Here is a 14133-nt window from a genome sequence, read left to right on the forward strand (position 1 = left end):
ATGGCGTTCCTCGAAATGAAGAACGTCGAGAAGAATTTCGGCCCCGTTCAGGTGCTGCGCGGTATCAACCTCGATGTGCAATATCACCAGGTGGTCTGCCTGATCGGACCTTCCGGTTGCGGCAAGTCCACGCTGCTCCGCTGCATCAATCAGCTGGAGCCGATCCAGGGCGGAGAAATACGCCTGGAGGGCGACCGCGTGTCTGGTCCCGGCGTTGACGTCAATCTGTTGCGCCAGAAGGTTGGCATCGTCTTCCAGAGCTTCAATCTGTTCCCGCACATGTCTGTGCTGGAGAACGTGACCCTCGCACCCACCAAGGTGCTGAGGCAGGACCGTGCCGAGGCCGAAGAAAAGGCCATGGCACTGCTCACCCGCATCGGCATGGATCACAAGGCGCGGGAATATCCGGACCGGCTCTCGGGCGGCCAGCAGCAGCGCGTCGCCATCGTGCGCGCGCTGGCCATGGAGCCGCGGCTGATGCTGCTCGACGAGATCACGTCCGCACTCGACCCTGAGCTCGTGTCCGAGGTGCTCAATATCGTGCGCGATCTCGCCAACCAGGGCATGACCATGCTGCTGGCGACCCACGAGATGGGCTTTGCCCGGGAAGTCGCCTCCAAGGTCTGCTTCCTGCATCAGGGCGTGGTGCACGAGGAAGGCCCGCCCGAGCAGATTTTCGGCAATCCGCAGGAAGAGCGCACCCGCGCCTTCCTCAAGCGCATCATCGACGCGGGGCGGCTTTAGGTGGAACTTTTGCCGCGCTGAATCGTTCATCTCCGGTTCAGGCTTGTGGCGGGCGTACCCACAATCCCTTCTTAAATCTGCCCAATCTCGCCGTCATAGGTGCGCCCAACGTTGGGGGTGCCATGAGGGCATCGTCACACTGAGCCGGAGGATGGCATGTTGATCAGAATGGGGGCGGCAAGCCTCTTGGCCTTGAGCCTTTATGCAGGTGCAGCCTATGCACAAGAGGGCGAACCCGCCCCAGGCGAAACGGCGGCACCCGTGGAGCAACCGGCCACCGAGGCCCCGGCGGCGGAATCGCCTGCCGTTGTTGCCATTCCGGCCGAAGTGCAGGCGCTTCTGGACGACACACGTCCGGTGGCGGAGATGGAAATCAACGAGTTGCGCAACCGCGCCCGCGCGGCCCGCAATTTCAGCAAGCAGCAGGGCCTACCGGATGACGTGCGTGGCCGCCTGCAGCAGATCGCCCAGGAAGCTCGCGCTGAACTGGATACCCGTGCCGCTGCCCAGCAGCAGCAGGAGACGCCACCTGCCGCCTCGACCGAACAGCCGCCGGCACCGGCGGATGCACCCCCCGCTGCGGCTGATCAGGCCCCCGTCGAACAGGCGCCTGTTGTGACCGAGCAACCGACCGACCAGCCCGCCGTTGGCGAGCAGGCACCGGCCGGTGAAACCCAGCCGGTGGTGAAAAAGAAGCGCAAGAAGACCACCGACCAGGCCCCGGTTCAACAGCCTGAAGAGCAGGCAACCCCGGAACAGGCCACCGTGGACCAGCCGGTCCAGCAGCCCGTCGAGCAGGCCGCTCCCGTTGAGCAGCCGCCCGCAGCAGGTCAGGAACAGGCCGCCCCCATTGAGCAGCCGCCGGCCGCGGGCCAGGAACAGGCCGCACCCGTGCAGGCCCCTGCCGTGGACAAGAAGGAAGTGCAGGAACTGGATGCCAATGCCGGCAATCCCGAAGCCGAGAAGAAAGCCCGCGCCTATCTCGAAGACACGACGCCCGCCGACAGCCTCTCCGATGAAGACCTCAAGGCCCGCCTTGACGGCATGCGCGACCTGATGGCCGACAATGATTTGTCGCAGAAGAGCGAGCGTGCGCTGCGCAAGAAGTTGCAGGCCGAACGCGACATCCTGCGCGCCCGCATCGCCGCCAAGGAAGCGGCTACCGAGCAGGAAAGGCTGAAGAAGGAGGCTGAAAAGGCCGCCGCTGACCAGAAGAAGGCCGACGAACAGGCTGCCGCGCAGGGCACAGCGCCCAAGAGGGACAAGCGTCCGCGCATCGTCATTGTGCCGCAGATCACCATCAACACGCCGGTGCAGGACGTGCTGCGTGATCGCCGCCGTTCGGAAGATCTGGCTGACAGCGAACTGCGCCGCCGTGTGCGGGTGTTCCGCGATGCCCAGGCCCGCGACGACTGGCAGGATTTCGACGAGCAGGATCGGATGTTCTGGCGGGAATCCATGCGCCGCGACCGTGAAGTGCTGCGCCGCCGCATGGCCGACGAACGCCGCGTCCGTGAAGAAGAACTCGCCATGGGCGGCGATGACGAGGAACTGGATGTGGAGGACACCTACGATCCGGGCCGCCGGCCGCCGCGCAACGTGTTTGAAGCGGAAGCCGACGACCAGGAGCTTGAGGACGTGCTCGTGGCTCCGCCCAAAAAGAAGGTGCGCCAGCGCTACACCGTGGAAGACATCGCCGACCGCGAGGACCTGCGCGATGCCATGCCGCGGATCGAGATCGACACCATCCGCTTCGGCTTCAACGAAGCCTTCGTCCGCGAGGAGGAAGTGGGTAACCTCGACCGCATCGCAGCCATCATCGAGCGCGTGCTGCGCAAGAACCCCCGCGAGGTGTTCCTGATCGAGGGCCACACCGATGCCGTTGGTTCGGACGCTTATAACCTCAAGCTTTCGCGCGCCCGCGCCGAAGCCGTAAAGAAGGCGCTTTCGACCTACTACGTGATTTCGCCCCGAAATCTCCAGACGGTCGGCCTTGGTGAACGCTACCTGAAGATCCCGACGGCTGAGGCCGAGCAGGAAAACCGCCGCGTTTCCATCAGCCGTGCCACCCCCCTGGTGGGCGAATTGACGGACTGAGGTTCACGACCGGAAAATGCCCGCACTTGCGGGCAGGGCGGGGCGCTGCTAGACGGCGCCCCGATCCATTTCAACTGAGGACCATCATGGCTATCGAACGGACGTTTTCCATCATCAAGCCCGACGCCACCCGCCGCAACCTGACGGGCGCCATCAACGCCGTCATCGAAAAGGCCGGTCTGCGCGTCGTGGCGCAGAAGCGCGTGCAGTGGGGCAACGCCCAGGCGGAAGCCTTCTACGGCGTGCACAAGGAACGCCCCTTCTTCAAGGACCTCGTGTCGTTCATGACCTCGGGCCCGATCGTGGTGCAGGTTCTGGAAGGTGAAAACGCCGTCGCCAGGTATCGCGAAGTGATGGGCGCCACCAACCCGGCCAATGCCGCCGCCGGCACCATCCGCAAGGAATTCGCCGAATCCATCGAAGCCAATTCGGTTCACGGCTCGGACAGCGTCGACAACGCCAAGATTGAAATCGGCCAAAACTTCGCCGGTTTCGAAATCGTCGGCTGATGAGCCGCGCCGCACGCATCACACTCGCGGTGGGGGCCTACGTGGCCTTCATCGTGGTGGTGAACTGGCTGTTCATTCCCGAGAACCTGATCGAGGGCGTGACGCAGTGGTCCACCAACAGCTGGATGGGCACGCTCTATCTGGCCAACGTGATCGTGGGCTTCGTCTTCGTGCTGCGCGACTACGCGCAGCGCGAAATCGGCCACAAGGTCTTGCTGGCAACAGCACTTGCTGGCCTGCCCGTGTGGTGGTTTGCAGGCCCCGGCCTCGCCATCGCCAGCCTCACGGCCTTCGCGCTCTCGGAGATGACCGACTGGGGCGTCTACTCCTTCACCAAACGCCCACTGCAGGACCGCATCCTGCTGTCGAGCATCCTCTCCGTGCCGGTCGACACACTGGCCTTCCAGCACCTCGCCGGATACCTCACGCCTGCGGCCTTCGTGACCGAAGTGGCCAGCAAAGCTGTGGGCGTCGCCATCGTCTGGTACCTCCTGCGCCTTCGCGTGGGAAACACCGAACGTTCCGTGGCGGCGTGAACAGGTTCGGCACGGCCCCCGTGAGGAGGGCCGTGGCGAACGCGCGCGCCCGCGTCATCCGATAACAGCCTGACCTTCGGCAGTCCTTGCAGCGACGCCCTTGGCGCGTTCCCGGAGTGAGATGTAGAACGCGCAGCTGATCAGGATGGCAACTCCCACGAATGTCCACACGTCCGGGAAATCGTTGAAGAAATACCAGCCCACGATTACCGCCATGATCATCTCGGTGTAGTTGAACGGCGAGAGCAGCGACGCCTCGGCGAAATCATAGGCCCGGGTGATCAAGGCGTGGCCGGTGATGGCCGCCGCCGCAAGCACGAGCATCAGCATCCACACATGGGCGTTCGAGGGCTCCCACTGCCACAGCATCATGAGGCTTAGCGGAATGGCGCCGATCACGCTCGTCTGGAAAGTGGTGACAATGGCAGGCGCCCGCCCGGCCAGGAAGCGCGTCATGAGATAGTAGCAGGCTGAACACAGGCCGGAGAGCAGGGCAAACACCACGCCCCAGTTGAAGGCCTGCAGCCCGGGGCGGATGATGATCATCACGCCCAGGAAACCAACCATCACCATGCTCCAGCGCCGCACACCCACCTTCTCTTTCAGCACCAGTGGAGAAAGCGCGGTAATCAGCAACGGCTGCACGAAATAAATCGCCACCGTATCGGCAATGGGCAGGAACTTCAGAGCCGTGAAGAAGAAGGCCGTGCCCAAGATGAGGAAGAGGGCGCGCAGGCTGTTGAACAACGGGTTCACGGGCTTCAACGCATCAGTGCCCGCGGCACGCAAAACCAGCGGCAGCGTGAACAGTGAGCCGAAGAAGAACCGCGCCCACACCATCTGTGCCACCGGAATGCCGAGCTGGCCAAGGTATTTCGCGCAGACGTCAATGAACGGCAGCACGGCCATGGCCGTCAGGATCAGCGCAATGGCCTTGAGCGTATTGTGTTGCGGTTTCAAACCATGCCTTTCAGACCCGGATGCGGGCGTTGTCCGGATCCCAGATGCTTTCGGAGATGATGCGTGCCTTCCGCATCTCTCCAAACATCATGATATCGAACGCGGTTCCTTCCGCCGTGGCGTCGGGCGGCACATAGGCGAAGGCGAGCGACTTTCCCGTCGCGTGGCCGAAGGCGCCGGAGGTTGTGACGCCCACCACCTTGCCATCCCGGTAGACGGGCTCGTTGCCCACGCAGTCTGAATCGGTGTTGTCCACGCTCATGTAGACGAGCTTCATGCGCGGGCCCTTCTGCCGGCGCGACAGGCTGGCCGTCTTGCCGGTGAAGTCCGGTTTGTCGAGACGAATGAAGCGCTCCATCGACGCTTCGAACATGTCGATCTCGGCCGTGAGTTCCGAGCCCCAGCCGCGATAACCCTTCTCCATGCGGAGCGAGTTCATCGCATAAGTGCCAAACAGGCTGAGGCCGTGCGGCGCACCCGCCTTCATGAGGGCATCGAACACCGCCTGCATGCCGGCGCGGGGCACGTGCAGTTCCCAGCCCAGTTCGCCCACATAGGTCATGCGCAGCAGACGAACGCCATCCACACCCGCCACGGTCCGCGTCTTGGCGGTGAGCCAGCGGAAGGACGGCGAGGAAAGATCAGTGTCGGTGACGGTCTTGAGCACATCACGCGATTTCGGACCCGCGAGGATCAGAACGCCGTAGTCATCCGTCACGTCCGTAATGCTGACATCGTCCGCGTCCGACATGCGCCAGGTCAACTGGTCCATGTCGTACAATTGCGCCGCGGCCGCCGACAGAACATAGAAATGGTCCGCCGCCAATCGCGTGATGGTAAGTTCGCTCTCGATGAATCCATTCGCGTTGAGGAGATGCGTAAGGATGATGCCGCCATCCTTTTCGGGCACCTTGTTGGCGCAGATGCGGTTGAGGAAGGCGAAGGCATCGCGGCCCTTCACCTCGAACTTGGCGAAGGTCGAGAGGTCCATGAGGCCCACACGCTCGCGCACCGCCATGGCCTCGTCCTTCACGGCGTTCCACCAGTTGGAGCGGCGGAAGGAATAGCGTTCGCCCTCACCGGAGCGGTCATACCAGCGGGCCCGTTCCCAGCCGAAGATCTGCGCGAACTGCGCGCCATGCCGGGCCAGCGTGTCGTGCAAGGCCGAGGTGCGGAGGTTGCGGCCCACCGCATGCTGCTCCGCCGGCTTGTAGCAGTAATACATGTGATGATAGTCGGTGACGGAAACCTCCGCCGTGTAGTCCTTCGTCGCCCACGGCCCGAAGCGGCGCGGATCGAATTCGCGCATGTTGATCTCGGCCTGGCCGTGCACCATCCACTGCGCCAGATACTTGCCCGCACCGCCTCCCTGGCAGATGCCGATCGATGCGCCGCAGTGCATCCAGTAGTTCTTCGCTCCATGGGCGGGGCCGGAGAGGTAGACACCGTCCGGCGTGTGCGTGATGGCGCCGGAGATGATGGACTTGATGCCGGACTTGCCGAACAGCGGCAGGCGTTCCGTCGCCTTCTCCAGCCACGGCATGATGCGGTCGAGCTCATTGGGTTCGAGCTCGCTTTCATAATCCCAGCGCGGCGGCCGGCCGTCCCAACAGGTGTGGGCCGTCGCCGTTTCATAAGGGCCGACCAGAACGCCGTTGGTTTCCTCGCGCAGATAGGCGTGGGAGTAGGGGTCGCGCACCACCGGCAATTCCATCTTCAGGTCCACGAGTTCCTGCAAGGGCTCGGTGAGGATGTACTGGTGCAGCATGTTGGCGATGGGGGCGAGATGGCCTGTCCACGAGGCCACCACGTCGCAATAGGAACCGGCGCTGTTCACGACATGCTCGCAATCGATGGTGCCCTGGTCGGTGAATACGCGCCATTCGCCATTGGGCAGGTGCTTGATGTCGGTCACCTGCGTGCGCCGGTAGATGGTGGCGCCGAGGTTGCGCGCGCCCGTCGCCATGGCATTGGTGACATCGGCGGGCGCCACGTGGCCGTCGGTCACCGTGCGGAAGGCGGCCTTGACCCCGAAGGTTTCGAGATAGGGGTGATACTGCTTGATCTCCGAGGGTCCGATGATCTCGCCTTCGTATCCGGCGAGCTTCGAGATGCCATAGACGTATTTCAGCCAGTTCAGCTCTTCGTCCGTGGTGGCCAGCCTCAGGCCGCCGCAGCCATGCCAGGACACAGCCTGCCCGGTGAGCTTCTCCAACTGCGGGTAGAGCTGCGTGCCATAGAGATGCACCTTCGTCATGTTCAGCGAACCGTTGAAGTGCGGACATTGCCCCGCCGCGTGCCAGGTGGAACCCGACGTCAGCTCGCCCTTCTCGATCAGCACGATGTCAGTCCAGCCCTCCAGCGCGAGGTGATACAGCAACCCCACGCCCATGATGCCGCCCCCGACAATGACCACCCGCGCATGCGATTTCATGAAAGACTCCCGTTCCTTGCGGGCAGTTTGAGCGCCGCGTGGCAGGGCGGCAAGGCTCAAAAGGCACGCCGTAGGTGAGCCAGACTGGCGGCTCTCAACCCATCGCCTGATAGACCATCAGCGCCGCCGCCGTGGCGACGTTGAGGCTCTCCACGCCGGCCTTCATGGGAATTCTCACCAGGGTCTTGCAAGCCTTTGATATCGGCTGTGAAAGACCGCGCGATTCGGAGCCCAAAACCACCAGGCAGTCGCCACTGTAGGGACGTCGGAAATCAGTCTTTGCGGTCATCGCCGTGCCAACTACATCGCCCGTGAAGGCCCTGGCGAAGTCGGCAAAGCCGTCCACCTTCATCTTCACCAGAGGCACCGCGAAGATTGAACCCGTGGTGGCGCGCACGCATTCCGGCGCAAAGGGATCGCAGCAATCGCCGATGAGGATGATGCCCGACGCGCCCGCCGCATCCGCCGTGCGGATGATGGTGCCGAGATTGCCGGGGTCGCGGATTTCCTCCAGCGCCAGCCAGCGCCCGTTCTTGGCGGGGTGCGGCTGCACCTTGGTCCTGAACGCGGCCAGCACGTCATGCGGGTTGTTCTGGCCGGAAAGTTCGCCCATCAGTTTGTCGGTGACGATGAGCGGCCGCACCTCGTCCCACAGGTGGGGCGGCTTGGTGGCGATCACATGCTCGGGCACCCAACCCTGGTCCATGGCCCGTTCCAGCATGGCGCGGCCTTCCGCCATGAACAGGCCGGACTCGCGCCGCCCCTTCTTGTCGGAGAGGGAACGGACCAGCTTGATGGTTGGATTCTGGAGGGAGGAAATCGGCTGCATGGCGTGCTATTAGCAGGGCAGGAAACAAGCCGCCATGAGCAACCGCAGATGAACATCCACGCCAAGCCGAACATCAAGACCGGAATTTCCGTTTGTCCGCATGATTGCCCGAGCGCCTGCGCGCTGGAGGTGGAAGTGCTGGACGAGAACACCATCGGCCGTGTGCGGGGCGCCAAGGAGAACAGCTACACCCTCGGCGTCGTCTGCGAGAAGGTGGCGCGCTATTCCGAACGCATCCACCATCCCGAACGACTGCTGCATCCCTTGAAGCGCGTCGGCCCCAAGGGATCGGGTAGTTTCGCCCGCATCACCTGGGACGAGGCGATGGACGAAATCGCCCGCCGCTTCCTGGCAATCGAATCCGATCACGGCAGCGAGGCGATCTGGCCCTATTGGTATGCGGGAACCATGGGCTTCGTCATGCGCGACGGCATCGAACGCCTGACGCACGTGAAGAACTATTCCCGCATGTATGGCACCTTCTGCATCGCGCTCAGCTGGCCGGGCTTTGCCGCAGGCGTGGGCGCCATCCGCGGCGTTGATGCACGCGAGATGCAGAAGTCCGATCTCATTGTCGTGTGGGGCGGAAACCCAGTGAACACGCAGGTGAACGTGATGACCCACGTCGGCATCGCCCGCAAGCAGCGCGGCGCCAGGCTGGCGGTGATCGACGTTTACGAAACCGGCACCATGAAGCAGGCCGACTACGGCTACATCCTCCGCCCCGGCACCGATGGCGCGCTGGCCTGCGCCGTGATGCATGTGCTGTTCCGCGACGGCCATGCGGACTGGGACTATCTCCGCCGTTACACCGACGATCCCGAAGGCCTGCAGGCGCACCTGCACACCCGAACGCCCGCATGGGCCGCCGGCATCACGGGTCTGAGCGTGGAGAAGATCGAGGAGCTGGCGCACCTCATCGGCACGACCAAGCGCAGCTTCTTCCGCATCGGCTACGGCTTCTCCCGCTCGCGCAACGGCTCGGCCAACATGCACGCCGTCACCTCCATTCCAGCCGTCACCGGCGCATGGCAGCATGAGGGCGGCGGCGCACTCCATTCCAACAGCGGCATGTACAAGTGGAACAAATCGTTCCTCACCGCCAAGGCGGAGGCCAGGCCCGGCATCCGCACCATGGACCAGTGCCGCGTGGGCGAGGTGCTGTGCGGCAATCCGCAGGACCTGCAAGGCGGACCGCCGGTGAAGGCGATCTTCATCCAGAACACCAACCCGGTCTCCGTGGCGCCAGACCAGACGCGGGTGAAGCAGGGCTTCGCGCGCGACGACCTGTTCACGGTGGTGCACGAGCAGTTCCTCACGGAAACCGCCCGCTACGCCGACATCGTGCTGCCCGCCACGATGTTCCTGGAACACGATGACATCTACCAGGGCGGCGGCCACAGCCACATCATGTTCGGCCGCAAGCTGGTGAACGCACCGGGCGAATGCCGCAGCAATCACGAGGTGCTGGGCGATCTTGCCCGGCGCGTCGGCGCCCGCCACGACGGCTTCGCCATGACGCCGCGCGAATTGATCGACCGGACCTTGAAGGATTCGGGCCGGCGCGGCTTTGACGATCTCGACGCCGAGAACTGGTTCGATGTGCAGACCGATTTCGAGACGTCGCACTTCCTCAAGGGCTTTGCCCACGCCGACGGCAAGTATCACTTCCGCGCCGACTGGAAGAAGGCCGCAAGCATCGTCTCAACCATGGGCGCGCTCGGGCCGTGGCACGACATGCCGGTTTTCCCGGACCATTGGGCGGTGACGGATCCTGTGTCCCCGGAGACACCGTTCCGCATGACCACCAGCCCGGCCCGCACCTTCCTCAATTCCTCGTTCAACGAAACGCCAGGCTCCCGCAAGCGCGAGGGCGGACCCTCGTTGCAGATTCATCCGGACGACCTCGCGAGCACTGGGGCAGGGGATGGCGACATGCTGCGCGTGGGCAACGCGCGTGGCGAGGTCATATTGCAGGCGCGCGCCAGCACTGGCCAGCAACGCGGCGTGCTGATCGCGGAAGGCATCTGGAAGAACGAGGATCACGAGTCGGGCTGCGGCATCAACAGCCTCACGGGTGCCGACCAGCCCGCGCCCGCCGGCGGCGGCGCCTTCCACGACATCGCCGTGTGGGTGAAGCGGAGATAGCGGGGTCATACGGGCCCTCATGATGCGCTTCTGGCGCGTCACCAGGAGTCTTTGCGGCGAATGCCCGATGAATCGAATCTGAACGCGGGCTTCAGCCCGCACTCATCCGTACCCTGATAAAACATCCCCAAGTTCATGATTTTGGCGCATTCCGGCCATTTGGCTGGCCGAAATGCTCCGTATACGGTGGAATCAGGCGGCGGGACTTCGGCCGCGTTTACGGATTGTTAAGATGTACGGCGGCGCACAACTCCTTGAAAAGAATCATTTTCCGGTGAACCAGAATCGGTTCACACCTCGCCGCATGTCGAACAGCTTCACGGAAGAGCTCGATCACAAGGAACGTGGCCGCCGCCGTGCCCGGCTGCTTCTGCTGCTCATGGCACTGGCGATTGCCGCAGCCACCCTTGCCCCCGTGGCCGTTCTCGCTGGCTAAGCCAGCGTCTCGATCCGCTCCGACAACAGGTTGAAGAACCCGTCGGCATTGATGCCGCGGCAGACCGTGGCATTGGCCTTCCGGTCCGTCACCCGCCACCAGTCGATCACCGTCATACCCATGGTGAGACTGCTCTCGCATTCCACCACGACATTCACATCCCGCGAGGTGAAAAGGCCGGGCTGCAACAGCCATGCGATCACGCAAGGGTCATGCAGCGGGCCACCATCGGTGCCGTATTTCTGTTCGTCGAAGCGCTCGAAGAACTCCAGCAGATCAGCGCAAGCGGGCCCCGACTTGTTCTTCATGGCGCGGAACCGCGCCACGCGCTTGGCCGTGGTGAGCGCCTGATGGGTGCAATCCAGCGGAATGAGCGTAAAGGGAATGTCGGACGAGAGGCAGATGCGCGCCGCATGTGGGTCCACGTAGATGTTGAACTCTGCCGCTGGCGTCACGTTGCCGCCTTCGAAGAAGCCGCCGCCCATGGCGACGATGCGCTTGATGCGGGAGGCGATGCGTGGCTCCTTCACCAGCGCCAGCGCCACGTTGGTCAGCGGCCCGAGCGTGCACAGTGTCACCGTGCCGGCAGGGCGCGTCATCAGCGTTTCGATGATGAAGTCCACACCATGTTGCGGTTGCAGCGGCATGGCGGGCTCGGGCAGGACCGGGCCATCCAGCCCCGTGCGGCCATGCACATGTTCGGCGGTGACGAGGCTCTGCACCATGGGCCGGATGGCGCCAGCGAACACCTTGGTCCCGGGCTTGCCTGAGAGCTCACAAATCTTGCGGGCGTTCTTTTCGGTGAGTGCCAGCGGCACGTTTCCGGCGACGGCGGTGATGCCGATGACATCGAGTTCCGGCGAGGCCAGCGCCAGCATGATGGCAAGTGCATCGTCCTGGCCGGGGTCCGTGTCGATGATGATGGGAAGTTTCGGCATGCTGTCCTCGATCTGTGTTTGCAGCCTTGTAGCCGCCGGGCAAGCCGCGGCATAGGGCCAGATGGAAATCCGCCTTTGCTGACAGCTGCTGACAACATGCTGTCAGCAGCGCTAGGCTATGGGCCAGCCATGAGACGCGCTGACCGATTGCTCCGCATCATCCAGATTCTCCGCCGGCACCGCCGCCCGGTGCGGGGGCAAAGCATGTCCGAGGAACTGGAGGTCTCGCTCCGTACCCTTTATCGCGACATTGCCGACCTGGTGGCGGATGGCGTTCCCATCCGTGGCGAGGCCGGCATCGGCTATGTGCTGGGCCAGGGTTACGACCTGCCGCCGCTCATGTTCACCACCGACGAGGTGGAAGCGGTAATGCTGGGCCTGCGCTGGGTGATGCGGCGCGGCGACCCTGACCTGGTGCGCGCCGCGCAGGACGCCGTCGCCAAGGTTGCCACGGTCCTGCCGGAGGAATTGCGTCCGGTCTTTTCCGATGCCTCTCTCATCGTGCCACCCTCGTGGCGCATGATCGAGGACACGGTCGACGTGGCCCCGTTGCGCCGCGCCATTCGCGAGCAGCGCAAGGTGCGGATCAGTTACAGCAACGAGTCCGGCATCGCCAGCGAACGGGTGATCTGGCCCTTCGCCATCTCCTATTTCGATGCACAGCGCCTGATTGTGAGCTGGTGCGAATTGCGCGGCGCCTTCCGCACTTTCCGCACCGATCGCATGGTGGAAGCTGAAGTCCTCGCCGACAAATACCGCGAGCGGCGCGCCGTGCTGCTGAAGCGCTGGTCGGAAGAGCAGGGCGTCTCAGCCGAGTGAGCGCGCCAATTGCGCCAGCGCCTTCACGTAGAGCGGATGCTCCACGGCAAGTACGCGCGCAGCGAGAGAGTCCGCCGTGTCGCCGGGAAGCACGGGCACCTTCGCCTGTGCCACGATGGGGCCGCCATCAAGTTCCGCCGTGACAAGATGAACGGTGGCACCGTGCTCCGTCGCGCCGTCGGCAAGGGCGCGCTCATGGGTGTGCAGGCCCTTGTATGCGGGAAGCAGCGAGGGATGGATGTTGAGAATGCGCCCCTCCCAATCATGGATGAAAGCGGGCGTGAGAATGCGCATGAAACCGGCACAGCAGATGATGTCCAGGTCCTGCGACGTGAGATGGGCACTCAGCGCCGCGTCATAGGCCTCGCGGCTGGGGTAGTCCCGGTGGTTCACGACGTGGGTGGAAATGCCCTGTGATTGCGCGAAGCCGAGGCCCGGTGCATCGGCGATATTGGAAACCACATGAACGATCTCCGCCGGATAATCCGGCGCGCGCGCCGCTTCCACCAGCGCCTTCATGTTGGACCCGCGCCCGGAGATGAGGACGCCGGTGCGCTTGCGTCTCATGCGCCGAGGGTACCGGAATAGGAGACTTGCTCTTCCTTGCCCTTGCGGCTGCGGATGGTGCCGAGTGGCACCACCGTTTCGCCAGCCCGCTTCAATTGCGTTGTTACAGCCTTTGCGTCTTTCGCCGCAACGACGACAATCATGCCGACGCCGCAATTGAAGGTGCGCAGCATCTCGCGCTCCGCCACGCCGCCCGTTTCCGCCAGCCAGCGGAAGACGGAAGGATAGGGCACCGCCGAGAGATCAATGGCCGCCACCGTGTTCTTCGGCAGCACGCGGGGAATGTTCTCGGTGAAGCCACCGCCGGTGATGTGGGCCAGCGCCTTGATCGCCGTGCCCTTCTTCAACACCTTGAGGAGCGCCTTCACATAGATGCGCGTGGGCGTGAGCAACGCCCCGGCCAGCGTGGCATTGGCGAAGGGAGCCTTGCTCGTCAGCGCAAGCCCGCTCTGCTCCACGATGCGGCGGATGAGGGAATAGCCATTGGAGTGCGGCCCGCTGGATGCAAGGCCGAGGATAACGTCGCCCGCCTTCACGGTTGCGGCGGGAAGGATTTTCTTGCGTTCCACCGCACCCACGGCAAAGCCAGCGAGGTCATAGTCGCCGCCGTGATACATGCCGGGCATCTCGGCGGTTTCTCCGCCGATCAACGCGCAGCCCGCTTGCCTGCAACCGTCGGCAATCCCCGCGATCACCTCGCGCGCCGCCGCCACGTCGAGCTTGCCCGTGGCATAGTAGTCGAGAAAGAACAGCGGCTCCGCGCCCTGCACCACGAGGTCGTTCACCGACATGGCGACGAGGTCGATGCCCACGCCGCGGTGAATGCCGGAATCGATCGCAAGTTTCAGCTTGGTGCCCACGCCGTCATTGGCTGCTACCAGCACGGGGTCGCGGTAGCCGCAGGCCTTGAGGTCGAACAATCCGCCGAAGCCGCCCAGTGCCGCGTTGGCACCCTTGCGCCGCGTGGACTTCGCGAGTGGCTTGATGGCACTCACCAGGTCGTTGCCGGCGGTGATATCCACACCCGCATCGGCATAGGTCAAACCATTGGTTTTTGCCTTTGGAAACGCTTGTTTGCTGCCGCTCATGCCGCTAGTTTGCCCCAATTCTTGTGCT

At 63.8% G+C, this 14133-nt stretch carries 13 protein-coding genes; 7 read left to right on the forward strand and 6 right to left on the reverse strand.

Going from position 1 to position 14133, the window contains the following annotated elements; all coding sequences use genetic code 11:
- The 4 genes from IPM06_12700 to IPM06_12715 all read left to right on the forward strand — a co-directional run bounded on the left by IPM06_12700 (nt 1) and on the right by IPM06_12715 (nt 3886).
- Entirely contained in the window at nt 1-744 is a 744-nt protein-coding gene (locus IPM06_12700) for an amino acid ABC transporter ATP-binding protein (GenBank protein ID MBK8771281.1), read from the forward strand.
- 156 nt (nt 745-900) lie between these two features.
- Complete coding sequence (locus IPM06_12705; GenBank protein MBK8771282.1) at nt 901-2841, forward strand: OmpA family protein; 1941 nt, start codon at nt 901-903, stop codon at nt 2839-2841.
- 86 nt (nt 2842-2927) lie between these two features.
- The gene (gene ndk / locus IPM06_12710; GenBank protein ID MBK8771283.1) at nt 2928-3350 is read left to right on the forward strand and encodes a nucleoside-diphosphate kinase; all 423 of its coding nucleotides are present in this window, start codon (nt 2928-2930) and stop codon (nt 3348-3350) included.
- Entirely contained in the window at nt 3350-3886 is a 537-nt protein-coding gene (locus IPM06_12715) for a hypothetical protein (GenBank protein ID MBK8771284.1), read from the forward strand. The genes ndk and IPM06_12715 overlap by 1 nt, the downstream gene beginning before the upstream one ends.
- Nucleotides 3887-3940: 54 nt before the next feature.
- Here IPM06_12715 and IPM06_12720 read toward each other — a convergent pair whose 3' ends face one another.
- The 3 genes from IPM06_12720 to IPM06_12730 all read right to left on the reverse strand — a co-directional run bounded on the left by IPM06_12720 (nt 3941) and on the right by IPM06_12730 (nt 8109).
- A complete protein-coding gene (locus IPM06_12720; GenBank protein MBK8771285.1) occupies nt 3941-4846 on the reverse strand; it encodes a DMT family transporter in 906 nt (301 codons plus the stop codon).
- A gap of 10 nt (nt 4847-4856) precedes the next feature.
- Nucleotides 4857-7280: a GcvT family protein gene (locus tag IPM06_12725; protein ID MBK8771286.1), complete on the reverse strand. Its 2424-nt coding sequence runs from the start codon at nt 7278-7280 to the stop codon at nt 4857-4859.
- 94 nt (nt 7281-7374) lie between these two features.
- Nucleotides 7375-8109, reverse strand: coding sequence for an RNA methyltransferase (locus IPM06_12730; protein ID MBK8771287.1), 735 nt, complete (start codon nt 8107-8109; stop codon nt 7375-7377).
- 48 nt (nt 8110-8157) lie between these two features.
- Between IPM06_12730 and IPM06_12735 the strand changes: the two genes are divergently transcribed.
- Nucleotides 8158-10257 carry a molybdopterin-dependent oxidoreductase gene (locus IPM06_12735; protein ID MBK8771288.1) on the forward strand — a complete coding sequence of 700 codons (2100 nt, stop codon included), beginning with the start codon at nt 8158-8160 and terminating at the stop codon, nt 10255-10257.
- 232 nt (nt 10258-10489) lie between these two features.
- Complete coding sequence (locus tag IPM06_12740) at nt 10490-10693, forward strand: hypothetical protein (GenBank protein ID MBK8771289.1); 204 nt, start codon at nt 10490-10492, stop codon at nt 10691-10693.
- On the opposite strand, the gene IPM06_12745 is transcribed toward IPM06_12740, so the two are convergent.
- Complete coding sequence (locus IPM06_12745) at nt 10690-11631, reverse strand: nucleoside hydrolase (protein ID MBK8771290.1); 942 nt, start codon at nt 11629-11631, stop codon at nt 10690-10692. The genes IPM06_12740 and IPM06_12745 overlap by 4 nt on opposite strands.
- A 129-nt stretch (nt 11632-11760) precedes the next feature.
- Between IPM06_12745 and IPM06_12750 the strand changes: the two genes are divergently transcribed.
- Nucleotides 11761-12450, forward strand: a complete 690-nt coding sequence (locus IPM06_12750; protein MBK8771291.1) for a YafY family transcriptional regulator — start codon at nt 11761-11763, stop codon at nt 12448-12450.
- Here the strand turns inward: IPM06_12750 and IPM06_12755 are convergent.
- Together IPM06_12755 and IPM06_12760 are read right to left on the reverse strand one after the other, a co-directional pair.
- Entirely contained in the window at nt 12439-13017 is a 579-nt protein-coding gene (locus IPM06_12755; GenBank protein MBK8771292.1) for a phosphoribosylglycinamide formyltransferase, read from the reverse strand. The two genes, IPM06_12750 and IPM06_12755, sit on opposite strands and share 12 nt — an antisense overlap.
- Nucleotides 13014-14105 (reverse strand): phosphoribosylformylglycinamidine cyclo-ligase, encoded by a 1092-nt coding sequence (locus IPM06_12760; protein ID MBK8771293.1) that lies wholly within the window; start codon nt 14103-14105, stop codon nt 13014-13016. Before IPM06_12760 ends, IPM06_12755 begins: the two co-directional genes overlap by 4 nt.
- Nucleotides 14106-14133 lie beyond the last annotated feature (28 nt).

The organism is Hyphomicrobiales bacterium, assembly GCA_016710435.1.
Lineage (GTDB): Bacteria > Pseudomonadota > Alphaproteobacteria > Rhizobiales > Aestuariivirgaceae > Aestuariivirga.